Annotated in this window: 15 protein-coding genes and 1 pseudogene; 12 read left to right on the forward strand and 4 right to left on the reverse strand. The window is 67.1% G+C overall.

The features are described from left to right. Positions 1 to 43: 43 nt before the first annotated feature. The gene (locus L880_RS0114385; protein ID WP_027476273.1) at positions 44 to 1,864 is read right to left on the reverse strand and encodes an ABCB family ABC transporter ATP-binding protein/permease; all 1,821 of its coding nucleotides are present in this window, start codon (positions 1,862 to 1,864) and stop codon (positions 44 to 46) included. 41 nt (positions 1,865 to 1,905) lie between these two features. Between L880_RS0114385 and L880_RS0114390 the strand changes: the two genes are divergently transcribed. From L880_RS0114390 to L880_RS0114415, 6 genes are all read left to right on the forward strand, one after another. After that, positions 1,906 to 2,325, forward strand: a complete 420-nt coding sequence (locus L880_RS0114390) for an acyl-CoA thioesterase (protein WP_019574147.1) — start codon at positions 1,906 to 1,908, stop codon at positions 2,323 to 2,325. 214 nt (positions 2,326 to 2,539) lie between these two features. Beyond that, a complete protein-coding gene (locus tag L880_RS0114395; RefSeq protein WP_027476274.1) occupies positions 2,540 to 3,415 on the forward strand; it encodes a branched-chain amino acid ABC transporter permease in 876 nt (291 codons plus the stop codon). Between the two features lie 6 nt (positions 3,416 to 3,421). After that, entirely contained in the window at positions 3,422 to 4,498 is a 1,077-nt protein-coding gene (locus L880_RS0114400) for a branched-chain amino acid ABC transporter permease (protein WP_027476275.1), read from the forward strand. A gap of 9 nt (positions 4,499 to 4,507) precedes the next feature. Beyond that, positions 4,508 to 5,350, forward strand: coding sequence for an ABC transporter ATP-binding protein (locus L880_RS0114405; protein ID WP_027476276.1), 843 nt, complete (start codon positions 4,508 to 4,510; stop codon positions 5,348 to 5,350). Further along, the gene (locus tag L880_RS0114410) at positions 5,347 to 6,207 is read left to right on the forward strand and encodes an ABC transporter ATP-binding protein (RefSeq protein ID WP_245615153.1); all 861 of its coding nucleotides are present in this window, start codon (positions 5,347 to 5,349) and stop codon (positions 6,205 to 6,207) included. The genes L880_RS0114405 and L880_RS0114410 overlap by 4 nt, the downstream gene beginning before the upstream one ends. 3 nt (positions 6,208 to 6,210) lie before the next feature. Then, positions 6,211 to 8,064, forward strand: coding sequence for an AMP-dependent synthetase/ligase (locus tag L880_RS0114415; protein ID WP_027476278.1), 1,854 nt, complete (start codon positions 6,211 to 6,213; stop codon positions 8,062 to 8,064). 65 nt (positions 8,065 to 8,129) lie between these two features. Here L880_RS0114415 and L880_RS34400 read toward each other — a convergent pair whose 3' ends face one another. Together L880_RS34400 and L880_RS0114425 are read right to left on the reverse strand one after the other, a co-directional pair. Continuing rightward, positions 8,130 to 11,888, reverse strand: coding sequence for a glycosyltransferase (locus tag L880_RS34400; protein ID WP_051443309.1), 3,759 nt, complete (start codon positions 11,886 to 11,888; stop codon positions 8,130 to 8,132). 160 nt (positions 11,889 to 12,048) lie between these two features. Then, on the reverse strand, positions 12,049 to 14,415 hold the full coding sequence (locus L880_RS0114425) for a penicillin-binding protein 1A (RefSeq protein ID WP_027476279.1): 2,367 nt from the start codon (positions 14,413 to 14,415) through the stop codon (positions 12,049 to 12,051). A gap of 128 nt (positions 14,416 to 14,543) precedes the next feature. On the opposite strand from L880_RS0114425, the gene L880_RS0114430 reads away from it, so the two are divergent. Further along, positions 14,544 to 15,707 (forward strand): ABC transporter substrate-binding protein, encoded by a 1,164-nt coding sequence (locus L880_RS0114430; protein ID WP_027476280.1) that lies wholly within the window; start codon positions 14,544 to 14,546, stop codon positions 15,705 to 15,707. A 3-nt stretch (positions 15,708 to 15,710) separates the two neighbouring features. Here the strand turns inward: L880_RS0114430 and L880_RS0114435 are convergent, their stop codons facing one another. Next, positions 15,711 to 16,310, reverse strand: coding sequence for a lipocalin family protein (locus tag L880_RS0114435; protein ID WP_425389186.1), 600 nt, complete (start codon positions 16,308 to 16,310; stop codon positions 15,711 to 15,713). Between the two features lie 264 nt (positions 16,311 to 16,574). Here L880_RS0114435 and scpC point away from each other — a divergent pair. The 5 genes and pseudogenes from scpC to L880_RS0114460 all read left to right on the forward strand — a co-directional run bounded on the left by scpC (position 16,575) and on the right by L880_RS0114460 (position 22,313). Continuing rightward, positions 16,575 to 18,097: pseudogene (gene scpC, locus L880_RS32420) on the forward strand (succinyl-CoA:acetate CoA-transferase ScpC). Between the two features lie 52 nt (positions 18,098 to 18,149). Beyond that, positions 18,150 to 19,076 carry a bestrophin family protein gene (locus L880_RS0114445; protein ID WP_027476282.1) on the forward strand — a complete coding sequence of 309 codons (927 nt, stop codon included), beginning with the start codon at positions 18,150 to 18,152 and terminating at the stop codon, positions 19,074 to 19,076. Between the two features lie 100 nt (positions 19,077 to 19,176). Beyond that, positions 19,177 to 20,595, forward strand: coding sequence for a phospholipase D-like domain-containing protein (locus L880_RS0114450; protein ID WP_084461311.1), 1,419 nt, complete (start codon positions 19,177 to 19,179; stop codon positions 20,593 to 20,595). 100 nt (positions 20,596 to 20,695) lie between these two features. After that, entirely contained in the window at positions 20,696 to 21,688 is a 993-nt protein-coding gene (locus L880_RS0114455; RefSeq protein ID WP_027476284.1) for a tripartite tricarboxylate transporter substrate-binding protein, read from the forward strand. Positions 21,689 to 21,788: 100 nt separating this feature from the next. Then, positions 21,789 to 22,313 (forward strand): 3'-5' exonuclease, encoded by a 525-nt coding sequence (locus L880_RS0114460; protein WP_051443310.1) that lies wholly within the window; start codon positions 21,789 to 21,791, stop codon positions 22,311 to 22,313. Positions 22,314 to 22,353: the final 40 nt, after the last annotated feature.

Raw genomic sequence — 22,353 nt, forward strand, 5'->3', positions numbered from 1 at the left:
AAAAAACAAAGGAATGAAAACTCAAATCGGCGCCGGCTCGGGATCACTCACCGCTTTGCTGCAGCGCCCACATGCGGGCGTAGCGGCCCTGCTGGGCCAGCAAGTCGGCATGGGCACCGCGCTCGATGATGCGGCCGCCCTCCATCACCAAGATCTCATGCGCATCGACCACGGTGGAAAGGCGGTGGGCGATCACCAGCGAGGTCTTGTTACGCGCCACCGAGGCCAGCTCGGCCTGGATGGCGCGCTCGTTGGCCGAATCCAGGGCCGAGGTGGCCTCGTCAAAAATCAGGATGGGTGGGTTCTTGAGCAGGGTGCGCGCGATGGCCACGCGCTGCTTCTCACCGCCCGACAGCTTCAGGCCGCGTTCACCCACCAGGGTCTGGTAGCCGGCCGGCGAGGCGGCGATGAAGTCGTGGATGCGGGCCGCGCGGGCGGCCGATTCCACCTCGGCCTGGCTGCTGCCGGGGCGGCCATAGGCGATGTTGTAGGCCACGGTGTCGTTGAACAGCACCGTGTCCTGCGGCACGATGCCGATGGCCTGGCGCACGCTGGCCTGGGTGACGGCCCGGATGTCGTGCCCACCGATCGTGATGCGGCCCTGCTGCACGTCATAGAAGCGGTACAGCAGCCGCGCCAGCGTCGACTTGCCCGAGCCCGAGGGCCCCACCACGGCCACCGTCTTGCCCGCCGGCACGACAAAGCTCACCCCCTGCAGAATGGGGCGCCCGCCCTGGGGGTCGTAGGCAAAGTGCACATCCTCGAAGCGCAGCTCGGGCGCCTCGCCGGGCTGCAGCGGCTGTGCGCCCGGGGCATCGGCCACCTCGCGCTCGCGCTCCATCAGGGTGAACATCTTGTCGAGATCGGTCAGGCTCTGCTTGATCTCGCGGTAGATCACGCCCAGGAAGTTCAAGGGCACATACAGCTGGATCATGAAGGCATTGACCATCACCAGGTCACCCAGCGTCATGCGGCCATCCACCACGCCCTGGGTGGCACGCCACAGCATGGCCACCAGGCCCACCGCGATGATCAGCTGCTGGCCGGTGTTGAGCATCGACAAGGTGGTCTGTGCCTTCAGCCGGGCCAGGCGCAGGCGCTCCAGGCTTTCGTCGTAGCGCCGGGCCTCGAAGGTCTCGTTGTTGAAGTACTTGACGGTCTCGTAATTCAGCAGCGAGTCCACCGCCCGCGTGTGGGCCGCCGAATCGAACTCGTTGGCCTGGCGCCGCCACTGGGTGCGCCATTCGGTGACCTTGACCGTGAACACGATGTAGAAGGCCAGGGCGGCCAGGGTGATCCAGGCAAACCAGACGTCGAACTTGACGGCCAGGATGGACAGCACCAGGGTCACCTCGATCAGCGTGGGCACGATGCTGTAGAGCGAGTACGAGATCAGCGACTCGATGCCACGCACGCCGCGCTCGATATCACGCGTCATGCCCCCGGTCTGGCGCTCCAGGTGAAAGCGCAGGCTCAGCGCGTGCAGGTGCTCGAAGGTCTGCAGCGCGATGCTGCGCGCAGCCCCCTGGGTGGCCTTGGCAAACACCAGTTCGCGCAGCTCGGTGAACAGCGAGGTCGACAAGCGCAAGCCCCCGTAGGCCAGCAGCAAGGCGGCCGGCACCACCAGCACGGCCTGCGGATCGCCGGGCTTGAAGGACATCGCGTCCACCAGCGACTTGAGCAGCACCGGCACGCCCACATTGGCCAGCTTGGCCCCCACCATGAAGCCCAGCGCGGCCAGCACACGCCACTTGTACTGCCACAGGTAGGGGAACAGCCGCGCCAGGGTTTGCCAGTCGCGGGAGGGTGAGCGGTCGGCTTGTGAGATGGGCGCGGGGGGTGAGGATTCGCCAGAGCGGCGCATAGGGGACAATTCCAGACTTGTGAAACCATGAGATTGTGCCCATGTCCGACCGACCCAGTGCCCAGCGGGCCTTTGAAGAACCCCTGCCGCAAGACAAGGAGCTGGTGCTCAAGGTGATTCCGATGCCGGCCGACTGCAACGCCAACGGCGATATCTTTGGCGGCTGGGTCATGGCCCAGGTCGACCTGGCCGGCTCGGTGTTGCCGGCACGTTACGCCCAGGGCCGCATGGCCACGGTGGCAGTGAACGAGTTCATTTTCAAGCAGCCCGTGCGGGTGGGCGACATCCTGTCCTTCTACGCCTCGATGGAGCGCATCGGCCGCACCTCGATGACGGTGCGGGTCGAGGTGTTTGCCGAGCGATTCCGGGCCCAGGGCCAGTACATCAAGGTGACCCAGGCCACGCTGACCTATGTGGCCATCGACGATCAGGGCCGCCCGCGCGAGATCCCGCGCGGCTGAGGCCCGCCCCTTCTGCCCGCCCTTCTACCCCAGGCGCGCGCCCGGCGATAGCGCCTTTTCCCCGATAGCCAGACCGCCCCTGCCGGCCTCACCATGCGCCAGCGGGTGGCGGTGCTCCGCCGCTCAGGGTTAGCCCCGAGTGTGTGGCCTCGGCCCCCGCCGCTACATTATTTATGCCAAGCGATTGCTTGGCATAAATCATTGGGGAGCCGATGTGCAATTCGTGCAACTGCTGATCAGCGGGGTCTCTCAGGGCTGCATCTACGGCCTGATCGCGCTGGGTTTCGTGCTCATCTACAAGGCCACCGAAACGGTGAGCTTTGCCCAGGGCGAGCTGATGATGCTGGGCGCCTTCTGCGGCCTGGGTCTGATGACGGTGCTGGGCTTTCCGTTCTGGCTGGCGGTGCCGGCCACCCTGGTGGCCATGGGGCTGTTCGGCATCGTGCTGGAGCGTGCCGTGGTGCGCCCCATCCTGGGGCAGCCCGCCTTCTCGGTGGTGATGCTCACCATCGGCATCGGCTATGTGCTGCGCGGCGTGGTCACGATGATCCCGAACATCGGCACCGACACCCACACCCTGCCCGTGCCCTACAAGGACCTGAGTCTGAACCTGGCCGGCCTGGTGCTGAACGCCGAGCAGGCCGTGGTGATCGCCGCCACCGCCGTGCTGTGCGGCGGGCTGTTTGCGATGTTCCGCTACAGCAAGCTGGGCATCGCCATGCAGGCGGCCTCGCAGAACCAGCTGGCGGCCTACTACATGGGCATCCCGGTCAAGCGCCTCAACGGCCTGGTATGGGGGCTGGCCGCGGCCGTGGCCTCGGTGGCGGGGCTGCTGCTGGCGCCCATCACCTTTGTGCACGCCAACATGGGCTTCATCGGGCTGAAGGCCTTCCCGGCCGCCGTGGTCGGGGGCTTCGGCAGCCTCCCCGGGGCCATCGTGGGCGGGCTGGTGATCGGCATCGTCGAGTCGCTGTCGGGCTTCTACCTGCCCGAGGGCTTCAAGGACATCGCGGCCTACATCGTGGTGCTGCTGATGCTGATGCTCAAACCCAACGGCCTGTTCGGCGACAAGCTGCGTAAGAAAGTCTGACCCACCATGCGCTTTCTGTTCAAGACCGATTACGACCAGGACATCCGCCTGGCCAAACACGGCGGCCAGCGCTTCTGGTACGGGCTCTTGCTTCTGGCCCTGCTGGCCGCGCCCTGGCTGGTGCCCGAGTACTGGCTGGCCCAGCTCACCTTTGTGCTGATCTACGGCATCGTGGGCCTGGGGCTGATGCTGCTGGCCGGCTTCACGGGCTTGTTCTCCATGGGGCACGCGGCCTTCCTGGGCGTGGGGGCCTACACCCAGGCCGCGCTGTGCGGCCTGGGCTGGCCGTTCCCGCTGGCCCTGGCCTGTGCTGCCGCGCTGTCGGCGGCGGCAGGCCTGCTGGTGGGCTTGCCGGCCCTGCGGGTCAAGGGCATCTACCTGGGCATGGCCACCTTGTCGTTCGGTTTCATCGTGGAGGAAGTGTTCGCACGCTGGGAGAGCGTGACCGGAGGCAATGCCGGCAAGCACGTGCAGGCCCCCGACTTCTTCGGCTGGAAGGCCGACAGCGCCGAATCGTTCTACTTTGTCTGCCTGGTGATCGCCGTGGCCAGCACCCTGGGCATCCTGAACCTGCTGCGCTCCCCCACGGGGCGGGCCTTCGTGGCCATCCGTGACTCGGAGATCTCGGCCCAGAGCATGGGCATTCACCTGGCCCGCTACAAAAGCCTGTCGTTTGCGCTGTCGGCGGCGCTGGCCGGCATGGGGGGCGCCCTGTACGCGCACAAGCTGCAGTTCATCTCGCCCGACCAGTTCGACATCCTGCAATCGATCGACCTGCTGCTGATGATCGTGATCGGCGGCCTGGGCTCGGTGCATGGGGCCTTTCTGGGCGCACTGTTCCTGATCTCGATGCCGCAGGTGATCGCCCTGTCCAAGGATTCGCTGCCCGACGCCATCGCCCAGGCGCCCGGCCTGCAGGGCCTGGTCTACGGCCTGGTGCTGATCGCCTTCGTGCTGTTCGAGCCGATGGGCCTGTATGGGCGCTGGCTCAAGGTGCGCACCTGGCTGCAGATGTTCCCGTTCTACCGCAAGGGCATGTTCAAGCGCCAGAAGTCGTTCCAAAAATCAGATCGACTGAAGTAGAGGCCCACGATGGAAAACAACATCCTTCTCTCGGCCCGTGACCTCAGCGTGCGCTTCGGCGGCGTGCTGGCGGTCAACAAGGTCAGCTTCGAGGTGCGCCAGGGCGAGGTCTTCACCCTGATCGGGCCCAATGGGGCAGGCAAGACCACGGTGTTCAACCTGATCAGCCGCATCTACACGCCCACCAGCGGCGAGATCGATTACGCCAGCGCCGAGGGCCCGGTGCGCCTGACCGAGCGCCCGCCGCACCAGATCGCCCGCCTGGGCATTGCGCGCACCTTCCAGAACATCGAGCTGTTCGAGCACGCCACCGTGCTGCACAACCTGCTGATCGGGCGGCACACGCACCGCGACAGCGGGCTGTGGAGCGATCTGTTCTTCACCCGCCGCACCCGCGAGGCCGAGCTGCGGGCCCGTCGCAAGGCCGAGGAGGTGATCGACCTGCTCGATCTGCAGCACCACCGCGATGCCCTGGTGGCCGGCCTGCCCTATGGCGTGCGCAAGGTGGTCGAGCTGGCACGCGCCCTGTGCACCGAGCCGCGCCTGCTGCTGGACGAGCCCTCCTCCGGCCTCAATGTCGAAGAGACCGAAGACATGGCCTACTGGATCCAGGACATCCAGAAAGAGCTGGGCATCACCGTGCTGATGGTCGAGCACGACATGACCCTGGTGTCGCGCGTGTCCGACCGGGTGCTGGCCATGAACCAGGGCGAGGTGCTGGCACTGGGCAGCCCGCGCGAGGTGCAGACCCACCCGGGCGTGGCCGAGGCCTACCTGGGCACCATCGACGACGTGAGCAACCTGCGCCGCCCCGCCGGCACCGGGGCCCGGTTTGAAAGGAAAGCCGCATGAGCGCCACCCTGGCCCCGCCACACACCGCGCCACACACGGCACCACACACCGCCCCGCCCTCTTCGCCCAGCCAGGCCACGGAGGCCGCACCGGCGGTGCTGCAACTGCTCAACGTGGAGAGCGCCTACGGCCCCATCAAGGCCATCCGCGGCGTCAGCCTGCAGGTGCGTGAAGGCGAGATCGCCACCGTGCTGGGCTCCAACGGCGCGGGCAAGAGCACCATCCTCAAAACCATCTCGGGCATCATCGACCCGCGCAAGGGCTCGATCAGCTTCCGCGGTCAGGACATCACCGCCCGCGACCCCTCGGCCATCGTGCGCCTGGGCCTCTCGCATGTACCCGAAGGGCGCGAGGTGTTCCCGCTGCTGTCGGTGCGCGACAACCTGCTGATGGGCGCCTACACCCGGCACGACACCGACGCCGTGGCGCGCGACATCGAGGCCGTGTATGGCTACTTCCCCATCCTGCGCGAGCGCGCGGCCCAGGAGGCCGGCCTGCTGTCGGGCGGTCAGCAGCAGATGCTGGCCATCTCGCGCGCCCTGATGGCCCAGCCCTCGCTGATCCTGCTCGACGAACCCAGCCTGGGCCTGAGCCCCAAGCTGACCAAGGAGATCTTCGAGATCGTGGTGCGCATCAACCGTGAACGCGGCACCACCATCTTGCTGGTCGAGCAGAACGCCAACATGGCATTGAATGCGGCCGATTACGGCTACGTGCTGGAAAACGGGCGCATCGTGATGGAAGACAGCTGCGAGCGCCTGCGCGAGAAGGACGACATCAAGGAGTTCTACCTCGGCCTCAAGGACGAAGGCGTGCGCGGCGAGCGGCGCTGGAAAAAGAAAAAGAACTGGAGGTGAGCCGTGACCGGACTCTGGAAACCCGACCGCCTGCAGCCCAGCACCGACATCGTGGTGCCGGGCGACACCATCCCGGCGATGTTCTGGAACGCGGTCGAACGCCGCGGCCCCCAGGTGTGGATGCGACAGAAAGAACTGGGCATCTGGCGCAGCTGGACCTGGGCCCAGACGGCCGAGGCGGTGCGCGAAATCGCCGGCGGGCTGATGAGCCTGGGCTTTGCCCCCGGCGACACCGCCTCCATCCTGTCGAACACGGTGATCGAGTGGGTGCTGGCCGACCTGGCCGTGCTGAGCGCGGGCGGCGTGGCCAATGGCATCTACCCCACCGATGCCGCCCCTCAGGTGCACTACCTGTGCGAAGACTCCCGCACCACCGTGCTGTTCGTGGAAGACGACGAGCAGCTCGACAAGGCCCTGGAGGTGCGCGAACAGCTGCCTCTGTTGCGCCAGATCGTGGTCTTTGACATGAAGGGCCTGCGCGAACTCGCCGACCCCGGCGTGATCAGCCTGGACGCCCTGCGCGAGCGCGGCCGCGCCCACCTGCAGCAGCACGCAGGCGAGCTGGAGCGCCGCGTGCAGGCCTGCCGCCCCGAAGACCTGGCCATCCTGGTCTACACCTCGGGCACCACCGGCAAACCCAAGGGCGCCATGCACACCCACGCCGGCCTGGTCTACACCGTGCGCGGCTACAACACCCTGATCGCCCGCGACGAGCACGACGAGGCCATGTGCTTTCTGCCTCTGTGCCACATCGCCGAGCGCCTGGGTGGCGAGTACTTCTCGCTCTACACCGGCACCCGGCTCAACTTTGTCGAGAACCCCGAGACCGTGCCCGAGAACGTGCGCGAGATCGCCCCCACCGTGTTCACCGCCGTGCCCCGGGTGTGGGAGAAGTTCTACTCGGGCGTGATGATCGCGCTGAAAGAGTCCAGCGCCCTGCAGCAGGCCGTCTATGCCTGGGCCATCGGCGTCGGCACCCGCATCGCCGACCAGGTGCTGGCCGGCCAGCCGGTGAGCGCCGCGCTCAAGGCCCAGTTCACGCTGGCCCGCTGGCTGGCGCTCGACAACGTGCGCAAGCTCATCGGCATCCACCGCGCGCGCTTTCTGGTGACCGGGGCCGCCCCGATCTCACCCGAACTGGTCAAGTGGTACCTGGCGTTGGGTGTGCCCATGCTGGAGGTCTGGGGCATGACCGAGACCTGCGGCGCCGCCACCGGCGTGCCGGCCACACGCATCAAGCCCGGCTCGATCGGGCCGGCCGCGGGCTACAACGAGGTGCGCCTGGACCCGGCCACCGGCGAAATCCTGGTGCGCGGCCCCAACGTCTTCAAGGGCTACCTGAACCTGCCCGAAAAGACCGCCGAAACCATCACCCCCGACGGCTGGCTGCACACCGGCGATGTGGGCCAGGTCGATGCCGACGGCTACTACCGCATCACCGACCGCATGAAGGACATCATCATCACCGCGGGCGGCAAGAACATCACCCCCAGCGAACTCGAGAACGAACTGAAGTTCTCGCCCTACATCACCGATGCCGTGGTGATCGGCGACCGCCGCCCCTACCTGACCGTGATCATCATGATCGACCAGGAGAACGTCGAGAAATTCGCCCAGGACCACGACGTGCCCTTCAGCAACTACGCCAGCCTGACCCGCGCCCCCGAGGTGCAGCAGCTGATCCAGGGCGTGATCGACCAGGTCAACACCCGCTTTGCACGGGTCGAGCAGATCAAGAAGTTCTTCCTGCTCGACACCCAGCTCAGCGCAGAAGACGAGGAACTGACCCCCACCATGAAGCTCAAGCGCCAGCTGGTGCAGAAGAAGTACGCCGAGCGGATCGAAGCGATGTATTGACCCCCTTGCAGCCACGTCAGGCGCCGCGCGCCTGGAAGCCGCAAAGGGGTTGGCAGCGCACGTGATCAGTGCGGGGTTTTGGGCGCCACCAGCCCGGCCAGGGTCTTGGCGGCGTTGGCGCGGGAGAAATGGCGCTGGATGTTGGCCCGTCCGTTGGCGGCCAGGCTGTTCCAGAGCGCCTCATCCCCATACAGGCGCACGATTTCATCGGCATAGGCCTGGGGGTCGTCCGCCACCAGCAGGTCCACGCCGGGGCGCAGCCCCATGCCTTCGGAGGCCACACCGGTCGCCACCACGGGCAGGCCGTGGGCCATGGCCTGGTTGACCTTGCCTTTCACGCCCGCGCCGTAGCGCAGCGGGGCCACCGAGATGCGAGCCTGCGCGATCAGCGGGTTGACATCTTCCACATAGCCCACGATGTTCACGCCCGGGCCCGTCATCGCCTGGATGCGCGCGGGCATGTGGCTGCCCACCACGGTGAAGACCAGTTCGGGCAGGCGCGCATGGACCCGGGGCCAGACCTCGGCCAGGAACCACTCCACCGCGTCGATGTTGGGCGGGTGGCGGAAGCCGCCGATGAAGAGCAGGCCTTCGCGCTCGGCATAGCTGGGCCCTGCCGGCTCGACCTCGTGGATGTTGGACAGGATGCGCACATCGGCGCCCGGAACCTCCTGGCCCAGCACACCGAGTTCGACCGGGCTCACCACCAGGGTGACGTCGCAGGCGCGGATCACGCCCAGCTCCTGCTCGCGGGTCTTGAGCGCCGTGCCCATCAGGGCCGATGAGTTCTCCAACTCGGCCAGGCGCTGCTCACGCAGGTAGTGCAGATCGACCGTGTCGAACACGATGCGGGCCTGCGGCGCCCATTCGCGGATGCGCGCCATGTAGGGCGCCGCGATGTAGTGGCGGCAGAACAGGATGGTGTCGTACAGCTTGCCGCGCTGCTCCAGCAACTGAGCCACCGAGTTGATGTAGGGGGCGAACCAGACCTCGACCCCGGCCCGCTGCAGCTGGGCCACATAGGGCTGGCGGCACTCGAGGTTGTCGGCCACGAAGCTGACCTTGCAGCCCTGTTCGACCAGCAGCTCCAGCATGGCCAGCATGCGCACCGAGCCCGAATCCTGATCGGGGGTGATCATGCAGGCCTCGACCACCAGCACGCGGGCGCGCGCCTCGCGGTCCACCTCGCGCTGCGGCTCCACGCCATTGAGGCGGTGGTGCTTGAGCACACCTTCCCAACGCTTGAAGAACACCTCCTTGTTGATCACCTGGTGCCGCTTCACGCCCTGGGTTTCATCGGTGCCCGAGCTGATGCCCTCGTAATGCACGATGGTGCACTGCGGCTGGTAGTAGACGCGCTGACCCGCAGCACGCACGCGGAAGGCCAGGTCGGTGTCTTCGTAATAGGCCGGGGTGTAGGCCCGGTCGAAACCGCCCAGGGCCACCCAGTCGCTGCGCATGATGGCCAGACAGGCTCCGGAGCAGTAGTCGGCCTCGCGCAGGTAGTTGTAGATGGGACGCTCGGGGTCGTCGCCACGGCCCCAGTTCCAGGCCGAGCCGTCCTGCCACAGAATGCCACCGGCCTCTTGCAAGGTGCCGTTGGGGTAGACCAGGCGCGCGCCCACCAGCCCCGCGTCCGAGCGGGTGTCGAACACCCATTGCAGCGCGGCCAGCCAGCCCGGCGTGACCTGGGTGTCGTTGTTGAGCATGACCAGCATGTCACCACGCGCCAGATCGGCCCCATGGTGGCAGCTGCCGATGAAGCCCAGGTTCTGCGGGTTGCGCACCAGGCGCACGCCCTGCAGATCAGGCAGCGCCTGGGCTGCCGGGTTGGGCGAGGCATCGTCGACGACGATGATCTCGACATCCGACAGGTCGGTGTGCTCGCCCAGGCTTTTCAGGCAGTTGAAGGTGTAGAGGTGCTGCTCGTAGACCGGGATCACGATCGAATAGCGCGGCACCCGGTCAGCCGGGCAGGTGGCCAGGCTCAGCGGGGCAATCTCGGCCTGGGCCGGCGCCGGACGCTGGGGCGCCTGGTGCACGGGTGCATTGAGCTTGTCGTTGATGCGGCGCACCAGGGCCGCCGGCCCCTCGGTGCGCAGGATGCGCAGCATCATGGGCAGGCGCTCGACCGCCCGACGGCCTTGACGGCGGGCCGTACCGGCCCGCGAGCGCAAGGCCTTGAGCACCCGGCTCGCGAAGCGCAGTGGTCGGGTGACGCGCCAGGAGGTGCTTTGCTCCAGCGCCTCGATGCGGGCCTGGCTGCGCACCAAGTCCTGGCCCCGTGACTCGAACAGGCGCTCGACACGCCGGGTTTCCTCCTGCTGGGCACACAGTTGCGCATGGGCCTGCTGCGCCTGGTGTTCAGCCTGTTGCTGAAATCGAACCAACTCATCGCGCATCGCTCCCAGTTCGTCGCGCAGCGCACCCACATCGGCCAAGTAGCTGCCGAAGACCTCGTGCCATGGCCTACCAGCCGCTTCACTCGCACGTGCCAGCAAAGCCTGTTGTGCCTCCACATCGGCCAAGCGTTGCTGCAGCACTTCACGCGCCTGGCGATGCCCACAGCGCACGCCATAGTCATACAAGGCCTGCAAGGGCAGATCCACACCGGGAGGGACGGTGGCACGCAGCGCCGAAAGGTCAGGCAAAGGAAGCTGAGGCAACCCAGGCTCAAAACCAGCCAGCGGCTGCATGAGCTTGTCTGCATAGGCCTGGCGCAGGCGAGCTTGGGCCGGTAGATCGAGCCAGGGCTCGGCCTCGCCCGGGGCCGGGTGGTGCGGGCGCACGGCTTGCAGCAAAGCCTGATTCCAGACCTCGGCCGGGCTGTCGGCCGGCAAGAGGTGAGCGTCAGGGTGCTGCGCCAGGCGCTCGATCAGTGCACCGCGGGCGCTGGCCACGATGGGCAGGCCCGAGGCCAGTGCCACATCGAGGGTATAGGCATAGGTCTCGGGATAAGGCCCTGGGAACCACAGCACATCGGCGCGCTCCAGCGCCAGTCGGTGCGGCAGGTCTGCATCGTCATAGGGGCCACGCAACTGAATAGGCAGCACCGGGGTCTCGTCAATCGGAGTCTCTGGAGCACCCAGCAAGGTGAACTCCAACGGCAGCATCTGCTGACGGGCCGCTTCGGCGCAACGGCGCAGTACGTCCAGCCCCTTGAAACGCGTCAAGCCTCCCACCAACAACACGCGGGCACTTCTCACGGGCGCTGCTAGCCATTCGGCCCGTGGCGGATGCGCCAACACGGTGATGCGTAAATCGGGGAAATGGCTCAACACCCGCTCAGCCACAAAGTGTGAGGGAGCCAGCACGCGATCCGCATCGGCCAGCAGACGGTGCATCAACGCACGCCAAGTGGCCACTGGCAGGCCCCAGGCATGCGGTCGCGCCTTCTGACAACGTTGGCAACCCGCCAGATCCGGCTCGCCGCAGTAGCCGCCTTCGGGTGTGGACAGGTTGTACTGCGGGCAATATGCCAGGTAGTCGTGCAACGTGACGTCATAGGGCAGGGCCAGCAGGCCAGGCAAGTCAAGTACATCAGCGCCGAAACCATCGACATGGTGGATATGAAGGCGGCTGTACCCCTGCGCGCCCAGCACGGCCACAAGGCGTGGCCAGGATGCGGCATTCAAGACCTCTTCACCGCCTTCGGCGCGCTCCAGGCGCACCAGTCCGGCGCCGGCCGGCCGCAGCACATCGATGCGGGCCCGCCCCGCCAGCAGAGCTCGCAGATCGGCCACATGGCGCTCTACCCCGCCTCCCAAGGCATGGGTGATCCAGAGAAAGCGGTGCTGTCCTTGTGGCGCCTGGACGGTCGCCATTTGTTTTTCTGTCGTCAACAAGACTGAGAACCCTTCAACATCAGTGACGCCGGCACCCCCCGCCTAGGCTCCGGGTTTCAGAGTCCTCCCAGCGTTGGCACCGTCGGCCAGGGTGAACCGGGCCGCGAGATTGTAAAACGGTGCTGTGCAGGCCCGACGTTCAGCGTGCGGGTGTGGCCGGCACTTCAACAGGCACCACCGGCCCGGGACCGACCACAGGCACCAGCGGCACGGGCGGGCTGAGCGCCAGGGCGGGGCTGACGATCTGATCCTCCAGCCCCAGCGAGCGGATGAAGCCGCCCTCGGCCCATTCGGCATAGCGCCAGTCGCCATTGACCCGCACCACGCCCTCGGGGGGCTGCAGCTCCTGCACCGGCACGTTCTTCAGTGCCGTGCTCATGAAGTCGATCCAGGCCGGCAAGGCCAGGGCCGAACCCGAAGAGCGGCTGCCCAGGCTGCGCGGGGTGTCGTAGCCCACCCAGGCCACGGCGGCGATGCGCGGCTGAAAGCCGGCGAACCAGGCATCCACCACATCGTTGGTGGTGCCGGTCTTGCCATACAGGTCGGGGCGCTTGAGCGCGGCCTGCGCGCGGGCTCCGGTGCCCACCCGGGCCACATCCTGCAGCAGGCTGGCAATCATGAAGGTGTTGCGCTGCGGCACCACCCGGTCGGCCTCGGTGAGCGTGATCTCGGGCGCCTCGAACACCGCCTTGCCTGACGCGTCGCTGATGCGGCGGATGAACTGGGGCTTGACCTTCAGCCCCCCGTTGGCGATCACCGCATAGGCGCCGGCCAACTGCATCGGGTTGGTCGAGCCCGAGCCCAGGGCCTGGGTCAGGTTGTCGGGCTGGCGTTCGGGGTCAAAGCCGAAGCGGCTGGTCCAGTCGCGCGCGGCCTGGGGGCCCAACAGCTGCAGCAGCCGGATCGAGACCAGGTTCTTGGAGCGGATCAGCGCCTGACGCACGGTGATGGGGCCATCGGTGCTGCCGTCGTCGTTCTCGGGCGACCAGTCGCCCACGTTGCTCAGCGGCGCGTCGTTGACCAGGGTCTCGGGCTGCACGCCGCGCTCCATGGCACCGGCATAGATGAAAGGCTTGTAGCTGGAGCCCGGCTGGCGCCAGCCCTGGGTCACATGGTTGAACTGATTGCGGTGGAAGTCGAAGCCGCCCACCAGCGCACGCACATCGCCATTGGCCGGGTCCAGCGCCACCAGACCTCCCTCGGCCTCGGGCCACTGGGTCAGCACCCAGCCCTTGCCTTGCTTCAGCACGCGCAGCACCGCGCCACGGCGCACGCGCAGCTTGTTGGAGGCATTGGCCGTCAGGCCGGGCTGGATCTGGCGCAAAGCCGCCCCGTCCAGCTGAAGGACCTCACCGGAGGCCAGCACCACGGTGACCGACTTGGGCGCCGCCTGGGTCACGATGGCCACGCGCAGCTCATCGTCATCGTCGTAGTCGGACAGGCTCTGGGCCACCGCAGGATCGCTGTCGGCCAGGCCGGTCGCCAGGGTCTCTTCGCCTTCGGGGCCACGCCAGGCCTGGCGCAGCTCGCGCTCGATCAGGGTGCGGCGCAGGGCCTTGTAGGCGGCCTCCTGCTCGTCGGCCCGCAGCGTGGTCTCGACCTTCAGGCCGGTGGTGTAGCTGAGCTCACCGAACTGGGCATACACCTGCTGGCGGGCCATCTCGGCCACGTACTCGGCATGCACATCCACCTCGTTGAGCTTGCGCACGACCAGCTTCTGCTCCTTGGCCTGCTGGTACTGCGCCTCATTGATCACCCCCTGCGAACGCATGCGCGACAGCGCCACCAGTTGCCGCGCCCGGGCCCGCTCGGGGTTGCGGATCGGGTTCACAAAATAGGGGTTCTGCGGCAGGCCGGCCAGCATGGCGCACTCGGCCGGCGTGAGCGCTGCCAGCGTCTTGCCGAAATAGGTCTGCGCCGCGGCCTCGAAGCCATAGGCGCGCGAGCCCAGGTAGATCTGGTTCATGTACAGCTCCAGCACCTGGTCCTTGCTGAGCTGGGACTCGATTTTCAGCGCCAGCAAGGCCTCCTTGAACTTGCGGCCCAGGCTGCGCGAGCGGTTCAGGAAGAAGGTGCGTGCCACCTGTTGCGTGATGGTGGAGGCGCCCTGCAGCCGCCCCCCCGTGACGATGGAGCCCAGGGCCCGCGCAATGCCGATGGGGTCGATGCCGTGGTGCTGGTAGAAGCGCGAGTCCTCCACTGCCAGCAGGCTGTCGCGCATGAGTTGAGGAATCTGGTCGATGCGCTGGTACACACGCCGCTCGCTGCCAAAGCCGCCGATCTCCACCCCGTCGGCGGTGTACACCCGCAAGGGCTGCTTGGGCTGGTAGTTGGACAGGGCGCTGGTGTCCGGCAGGTTCGGGTACATCAGCACGCCGGCCACCACGGTCAGCACCGCCAGCATGGCCAGCGCCAGCGCCCCCCAGGCCAACACGCGGCGCCAATGGACACGCAAGGCGCTGCCCAGACGGGCCGGGCGGAGGGAGTCAGGGATTGAAAACCGCATGCGTGGAGTGTTCAGACAAAACACCCATTATCGGCAAGCGCCCCACACCCCCATCCGTCCTAGGGAAAGTGCCGGTGGCGCAGGCAGGGCCGGGCCGTATAACGGACACACCCAAAAAGGAGACCCGCATGAAGAGACGTTTCGCCCCGGCCTTCGCCGTGCTCACCCTCAGCGCCACCGCCGCCCTGGCCCAGAGCCAGGGGGTGAGCAAGGACACCATCGTGCTCGGATCGATCCAGGACCTGTCCGGTCCGCTGGCCGGCTTCGGCAAGCAGGACCGCCTGGGCATGATGCTGCGGGTCGACGAGATCAATGAGCAAGGCGGCGTGAATGGCCGCAAGATCAAGCTGCTGGTGGAAGACTCGGGCTACGATCCCAAGAAGGCGGTGCTGGCGGCCCAGAAGCTCGTCAACCAGGACAAGATCTTCGCCATGGTGGCGCACATCGGCACGGCCCAGAACCTGGCCGCCATGCCGGTGCAGTTCGACAAGAACGTGATCAACTTCTTCCCGGTCACCGCCGCGCGTGAGATGTACGAGCCCTTCCACAGACTCAAGTACTCGTTCGCAGCCACCTATTACGACCAGATCCGGCTGGCCGCGCCACAGCTGATCAAGGAAAAGCAGGCCAAGAAGGTGTGCGCCCTGTACCAGGATGACGAGTTCGGCCTGGAGGTCTTGCGCGGCGGCGAGGCCGCCCTCAAGGCCATGGGCAGCGATTTTGCCGAGAAGACCTCGTACAAACGCGGCGCCACCGATTTCTCCTCGCAAGTGGCCAAGCTCAAGGCGGCCAACTGCGACTTCGTGGTCCTGGGCACCATCATCCGCGAGACCATCGGCGCCATCGGCGAATCGCGCAAGATCGGCTTCAACCCCACCTTCCTGGGCTCGAGCGCGGCCTACACCGACCTGATCCACAAGCTGGGCGGCAAGCCCATGGACGGGCTTTACGCCACCATGACCGTGCAGCACCCCTACCTGGACGAGGCTGCCCAGCCGATCCGCTTCTGGGCCAACAAGTACAAGACCAAGTTCAACGAAGACCCCACCGTGTTCTCGGTCTATGGCTACAACGCGGTGGACGCCTTCATCCGCGCAGCCCAGAAGGCCGGCCCCAACCTGAGCACCGACAGCTTCATCAAGGCCATGGACAGCATGGTCATCCCGCCCGACATCTTCGGCAGCCCCGAGGCCAGCTTCGGACCACAAAAGCGCCTGGGCAACAACCTCAGCCGGATCTCGCAGATCCAGGACGGGCGCTGGAAGGTGGTCTCGGATTACGTGAAGCCCTGAAACTCAAGGGGTGGGCCCCTGGGGCGAGCGCTCCAGGCGCCCCACCTCCAGCCCCTGCGCGGCCAGGCGCTTGAGCAAGGCCTCGTAGACCGGCGCCGGCACGCTGGGGGTGCGCGACAACACCCACAGGTACTCGCGGCGGGGCTCGCTCACCGCGGCCAGCTGGTAGCCCTCGTCGAGGTCGATCACCCAGTAATCCCCCCACACCGCCGGAATGAACGACAGCCAGGCCGGGGCGAAACGCACCTGCAGCCGGGGCGAATCGGCCGCGCCGATCTGGCGCGCCTGCCCCACGGCTTTTTCGATGCTGCCGTCGGCCAAACGGCATTGGTTGACGACGCGCACCGCGCCCTCCGGGGTGCTCTGGTACTCGGCCCGGGTGTCGGCCACGCACTGTTTCTGGAAGCGATTCGGAAACTTGGCCACCTCGTACCAGGTGCCCAGGTAGCGCGGCAGATCCAGCCGTTCGATCGGTCGCAGCGCGGCGGGCTCTGCGGCCTGGGCCGAAGCGCTCAGGCCGCTCAAGCAGCACGCCCCCACCAGGCACAGCGGAGCAAGCAGACGGCGCCAGGCCGTCCTGGACGGCTTCAAAGAATGTGACATGAAAACCTTTTTTGTTGATGCATCATCGCTTCAAGAACAAGATGAGACTGCGCTGTCCAACAGCAAACAAGCGCTAAATTTCTCTATTTTTATCTTAAAACAATGCTTCATTCATTTAATCCATCTTTTCCATAAAACGCATTTGGGCAAATGTTATTCAGGAAACAGCAAGGGTTTCTACTAATTTGTAAGTTTTTGCCTGCTAGACTCCCGCGCTTCTGGCGCAATCCCAGACGCCAGCAAACCGACTGGAGACCTGACCGCATGAGCCCGACCGACCGCATCCGCAGCCCCGAACTTCTGTCCAAGGTGATGAGCGCCGAAGAAGCCGCCGCCCTGATTCCCCTGGGCGCCAACGTGGGCATGAGCGGTTTCACCGGAGCAGGTTACCCCAAGGCCGTGCCTCAGGCCCTGGCCGAGCGCCTGGCCGCCTGGCCGCCTGCCATGCAGCGGGCCACACCGAGGCCCGCATCGGCCTGTGGACCGGGGCCTCCACCGCGCCGGAGCTCGATGGTGCACTGGCCAAGGTCAACGGCATTGAAAAACGCCTGCCCTACCAATCCGACCCGACCCTGCGCAAGCTGATCAACAACGGCCAGGTGCGCTACATCGACATGCACCTGTCGCACGTGGCCCAGATGGCCTGGTTCGGCTTCCTGGGTCACCTGGACGTGGCCGTGGTCGAGGTGGCAGGCATCCTGCCCGACGGGCGCCTGATCCCCTCGTCTTCTGTGGGCAACAACAAGACCTGGCTGGACCAGGCCGACAAGATCATCCTCGAGGTCAACGAGCTGCAAAGTGCCGGCCTGGAAGGCATGCACGACATCTATTACGGCACCCAGTTGCCGCCCAACCGCAAGCCCATCCCCCTGACCCACCCCAGCGACCGCATCGGCGAGCCCTACCTGCGCTGCGACCCGGCCAAGGTGATCGCCGTGGTGCGCACCCGCCAGTCCGACCGCAACTCGGTGTTTGCCGCGCCTGATGCCGTGTCCGAACAGATTGCCGCGCACATCATCGATTTCATGAGCCATGAGGTGAAGCAGGGCCGCCTGCCGGCCAACCTGCTGCCGCTGCAGTCGGGCGTGGGCAACATCGCCAACGCCGTGCTGGCCGGCCTCAACAAAGGCCCGTTCGAGAACCTGACCGCCTACACCGAGGTGCTGCAGGACGGCATGCTCGACATGGTGCGCTCGGGCAAGCTGAGCTTTGCCTCGGCCACCGCGCTGTCGCTGAGCCCGCAGGCCACCGAAGACTTCAACAAGAACATCGATTTCTATCGGGAACGCATCGTGCTGCGCCCGCAAGAGATCAGCAACCACCCCGAATTGGTGCGCCGCATGGGCGTGATCGCCATGAACGCGATGATCGAGGCCGACCTGTACGGCAACGTCAATTCCACCCACATCATGGGTTCGAGCATCATGAACGGCATCGGCGGCTCGGGCGACTTTGCGCGCAACGCCTACCTGTCCTTCTTCGTCACGCCCTCGGTGGCCAAGGACGGCGCCATCTCCTGCATCGTGCCCATGGTCTCGCACGTGGACCACACCGAGCACGATGTCGAGATCATCGTCACCGAGCAGGGCCTGGCCGACCTGCGTGGCCTGGCACCCACCGAGCGCGCCAAGCTGATCGTGGAACGCTGCGCCCACCCCAGCTTCCGCCCCCAGTTGCAGGACTACCTGGACCGTGCCGCCAAGAGCTCCTCGGGCCTGCACACCCCCCACCTGCTCAACGAGGCCCTGAGCTGGCACAGCCGCTTCCTCGAAACGGGCAAGATGTGACGATGACCGAGCCCTTGGTGCCACGCGGAACCCTTCCAGACGGGGGGCCTCCGTGATCGTCCGCGACCGGCCCAATGGGCTCAAGCTCTTCCTGCTGATGCGCGGCTCGATCATGCCGCGCATCTTCCGCGTGCTGGCCTTCAACATCCTGCTGGCCACGGTGGTCACCCTCACCCACGGGGCCCTGTTCCACACCAAGGTCACCCTCACCGCGATCCCGTTTTCGCTGATCGGCCTGCCGCTGGCCATCTTCCTGGGTTTTCGCAACACCGCCGCCTACGACCGCTACTGGGAGGCGCGCAAGCTGTGGGGCGAGCTGGTGCTGCGCAGCCGCAACCTGGCGCGCCAGTGCCTGCACCTGATCGATGCCCCACCGGCAGGCCAGCCCGACCCGCGGCGCGCCATGGTGCTGCGCGCCGGCGCCTTCTGCCACGCCCTGCGCCTGCTGCTACGCAACGGCGGCGACCCGCGCGAGTTGCAGGCCCTGGTCACGGCCGAAGAATGGGCCGCCGTGGCGCCCAGCAGCAACAAGCCGCAGGCCCTGATGATGCGCATGGGCGCCGATCTGGCCGCCTGCCGCCGCGCCGGCCTGCTGGGGCCCAATGAACTGGTGCACATCGACGCCACGCTGTCGGCCATGACCTCGGCCGCCGCCTCGTGCGAGCGCATCAAGAACACCCCGGTGCCGTTTTCGTACACCCTGCTGCTGCACCGCACGGCCTACGCCTACTGCTTTTTGCTGCCCTTCGGCCTGGTCGACACACTGGGCTTCATGACCCCGGTGGTGGTGGCCATCGTGGCCTACACCTTCTTCGGCCTGGACGCCCTGGGCGACGAGATCGAAGAGCCTTTCGGCCTGCTGCCCAACGACCTGCCGCTGGAAGCCCTGTGCCGCCACATCGAGATCCACCTGCGCGAAGCGCTGGGCGAAACCGATCTGCCGCCCCCGCTGCAACCGGTCGACTACTGCCTGTTGTGAAACACCTCGCAGGCGGACACGCCAAACGCAAGCAGGTGTGACAACACGGCGGCCCGCAGCAGGCCGCGCCTAGAATGCGCCGCAACCCTGGGCCTCTTTCATGCTGTTCGTTCTCACCCCCTTCGACTGGCTGACCCTGCACGGCTTGGTCACGGTGGTGTCGGTGCTGATCTATGTGGTCACCTCGCATGTGATGCGCCAGCGCCGCCACCCCACGGCGGCCATCGCCTGGGTGTTCTTCATCCTGCTGATGCCTTACGTGGCCTTGCCGGCCTACCTGACCTTCGGCTCACGCAAGCGCCAGCGCCCCACGCCACCGCCCAAGAGCCCCCCGCCAAGCGATGCTGCCCTGGTAGGCGACGCTGAGCAGCACTGGGTCTGCGACACCCTGCTGGCCCTGGGCCAGGCCAGCCCCTCCGGTTACCACAGCCTGCAGCTGCATGCCGACGGCCACGAGGCCCGGCAGGCCTTGCTGAGCGTCATCGAAGGCGCCCGCCACAGCCTGGACATTGCCACCTTCATCTTGAAGGACGACGCCCTGGGCACCCCCGTGATCGACGCCCTGTGCGCCAAGGCGGTGGCCGGCGTGCGCGTGCGCCTGCTGCTGGACGGCCTGGGCAGCCTGATGGCCGGCCGCCCCCGGCTCAGCCGCTTCACCCGGGCCGGCGGGCAACTGGTGTTGTTCGTGCCGCCGCTGCACTCCCCCCTCAAGGGCCGCATCAACCTGCGCAACCACCGCAAACTGGTGGTGGCCGACGCCGGCGGCCCACAAGCCCGGCTGTGGTGTGGCGGGCGCAACCTGGCCGCCGAGTATTTCGAGGGTGAAGCCGGCCAAGCCCCCTGGCGCGACCTGAGCTTTGACCTGCAAGGCCCGCTGGTGGCCCAGGCCCACTGGCAGTTCGAGCACGACTGGGCCTTTGCCAGCGGGCGCCGCACGCCGCCCAACCCGGTTCAGCCCCCCCTGGCCAACCCCCCCGCCCCCACCGGCCAGGCGCAGTGGGTGGCCTCGGGCCCCGACCAGGCCGACGACACCGTGTACGCCATGCTGCTCACGGCGGCCTACCGGGCCAGCCACCGGCTGTGCCTGGTCACCCCCTACTTCGTGCCCGACCCGGCCCTGCTCAACGCCCTGTGCCTGGCGGCGCGGCGCGGGGTGCAGGTCGAACTGCTGCTGCCGGCCCGGTCCAACCACCGCTTGTCGGACATGGCCCGGGCCCGGGCCCTGCGCGCCCTGGTGCAGGCCGGCGGCCAGGTCTGGCTGCTGCCCGGCATGCTGCACGCCAAGCTCGCGGTGGTCGATGACAGCCTGGCCCTGGCCGGCTCGGCCAACCTGGACAGCCGCAGCCTGTTTCTGAACTACGAACTGATGGTGGCCTTCCAATCCGCCCACGATGTGCAGCGTTTTGCCGCCTGGTTCGAGCACGAGCGCCAGGGGGCCCGCCCCTACCGGGCCCAGCCCCCGGGCCTGGTGCGCGACCTGTTGGAGGGCATGCTGCTGTGGGTGGGCTTCGAGCTTTAGCGCCAGACTTGAGCGGGTGCGGCAGGAACTGGTTATCCCGGCCCTTCAGGTGGGTGACATGCGCTTACATTTCTATCTGCACTGAAACCTTGGAGCCTCCATGCACAAGCCAAGTCCCAAGCTGGACCGCCGCCAGACCCTGCAAGCGCTGAGCCTGCTGGGCGCCGCAGGCCTGATGGGCGCAGCCCGCGCCGAAACGCCGCTCGAAGGCGGCACCCTGAAGATCGTCGTGCCCTACCCTGCGGGGGGTACCTCCGACCGCGCCGCCCGCCTGCTGGGCGACGCCCTGGCCCCCCGCCTGGGCGTGCCCGTGATCGTCGAGAACCACGTGGGCGCCGGTGGCCGGCTGGCCGCCCAGCAGTTGTGGCGCGACAGCTCGGGCCAGAACCAGCTGCTGCTGGCCAACCCCGCCACCATGCTGGTCGCCCCGCTGGTGTTCAAGGACGTGGGCTACGACCCCGACAAGGATTACCGGCCCGTGTCGCAGATCACCCGCTATTCCTTCGGCCTGGCCGTGGGCGCCGGGGTGCCGGTGCGCGAGTTCGCCCACCTGCGCGCCTGGATGACAGCCAACCAGGACAAGGTGGCCGCCGGCGTGCCCGCCACCGGCAGCCTGCCGCATTTCTTCGCCCTGATGCTGGGCGAGCAGTTGGGTCTGAGCCTGCCCATCGTGGGCTACCGCGGCTCCGCCCCCTTGCTCAACGACCTGATGGGCGGCCACGTGCCCGTGGCGGTGGACACGCTGGACGCCCTGGAGCCCCTGCACAGGAGCGGCAAGCTGCGCATCCTGGCGGTGTCCAGTGACGAGCGCGCTGCCTCGCTGCCCACGGTGCCCACCTTCCGCGATGTGGGGCTCAAGCTGTCGGCCCTGGGCTGGAACGTGCTCTATGCCCCGGCCAATCTGCCGGCGGCCCGGGCTCAGCGCATCGCCGCCGCCGTCACCGCGGCCATGGCCCAGAAAGACCTGCAGGCCCGCTTTGCCGCAGCCGACATGGAGCCTGTCATCAGCACGGCCGAACAGACCCGGCGCATGCTCACGGCCTATGCCGCCCAGTGGACCCCGGTGGTGCGCAAGTCCGGCTTCCAGCCCTGAGCCGGCCCCTGAGCAGCCCTCTCATCAGGCCCCAAAGTTGCTAACCCCTGTGCAGGGCCGCCCAAGCGACCCTTTAAACCAACAAAGGGAGGAGCGAGGCATGCACGCAGACGCCACGCTGGAGGAGGCCACCCTGGCCCCCGCAGTGATCGACATCGAAGCCTCCGGATTCGGGCGCGGCAGCTACCCCATCGAGGTCGGCTTTGTGCTGCCCGATGGCGAGGCCTGGTGCAGCCTGGTCCGGCCCGAGCCAGGCTGGCTTCACTGGGACCCGTCGGCCGCGCGGGTGCACGGCATCACGCAGGAATGCCTGCTGAGCCACGGCCGGTCCTGCCGTGACATCGCCGAACTGCTGAACCAGCGCCTGCGCGGGCTCACGGTCTACACCGATGGCTGGGCCCACGATTACAGCTGGATGGGCCGGCTTTATGAGGCGGCTGACCTGCTGCCCAGCTTTCGCCTCGACAACCTCTTCGTGCTGCTCGACGAGGCCCGACTGGCGCATTGGGATGCCACGCGCCAGTCGGTGGCCGAACGCCTGCAACTGCGGCGCCACCGCGCCAGCGCCGACGCCCGCGTGCTGCAGGAGACCGTGCGCCAACTGAGCCAGCAGCCCTTGGGCTGATCCCCTGGTGGGGTCCTTTTATTTTTACAAAGCAACTGCT

Origin of the sequence: Curvibacter gracilis ATCC BAA-807 (assembly GCF_000518645.1) — a bacterium.
Lineage (GTDB): Bacteria > Pseudomonadota > Gammaproteobacteria > Burkholderiales > Burkholderiaceae_C > Curvibacter > Curvibacter gracilis.

Excerpts from the sequence above, each read along its gene's own strand:
- L880_RS0114460 (WP_051443310.1), top strand. The coding sequence starts at position 21,789 with ATGCACGCAGACGCCACGCTGGAGGAGGCCACCCTGGCCCCCGCAGTG.
- L880_RS0114385 (WP_027476273.1), bottom strand. The coding sequence starts at position 1,864 with ATGCGCCGCTCTGGCGAATCCTCACCCCCCGCGCCCATCTCACAAGCC.
- L880_RS0114455 (WP_027476284.1), top strand. The coding sequence starts at position 20,696 with ATGCACAAGCCAAGTCCCAAGCTGGACCGCCGCCAGACCCTGCAAGCG.
- L880_RS34400 (WP_051443309.1), bottom strand. The coding sequence starts at position 11,888 with ATGGCGACCGTCCAGGCGCCACAAGGACAGCACCGCTTTCTCTGGATC.
- L880_RS0114400 (WP_027476275.1), top strand. The coding sequence starts at position 3,422 with ATGCGCTTTCTGTTCAAGACCGATTACGACCAGGACATCCGCCTGGCC.
- L880_RS0114450 (WP_084461311.1), top strand. The coding sequence starts at position 19,177 with ATGCTGTTCGTTCTCACCCCCTTCGACTGGCTGACCCTGCACGGCTTG.
- L880_RS0114410 (WP_245615153.1), top strand. The coding sequence starts at position 5,347 with ATGAGCGCCACCCTGGCCCCGCCACACACCGCGCCACACACGGCACCA.
- L880_RS0114425 (WP_027476279.1), bottom strand. The coding sequence starts at position 14,415 with ATGCGGTTTTCAATCCCTGACTCCCTCCGCCCGGCCCGTCTGGGCAGC.
- L880_RS0114435 (WP_425389186.1), bottom strand. The coding sequence starts at position 16,310 with ATGTCACATTCTTTGAAGCCGTCCAGGACGGCCTGGCGCCGTCTGCTT.
- L880_RS0114405 (WP_027476276.1), top strand. The coding sequence starts at position 4,508 with ATGGAAAACAACATCCTTCTCTCGGCCCGTGACCTCAGCGTGCGCTTC.
- L880_RS0114390 (WP_019574147.1), top strand. The coding sequence starts at position 1,906 with ATGTCCGACCGACCCAGTGCCCAGCGGGCCTTTGAAGAACCCCTGCCG.
- L880_RS0114430 (WP_027476280.1), top strand. The coding sequence starts at position 14,544 with ATGAAGAGACGTTTCGCCCCGGCCTTCGCCGTGCTCACCCTCAGCGCC.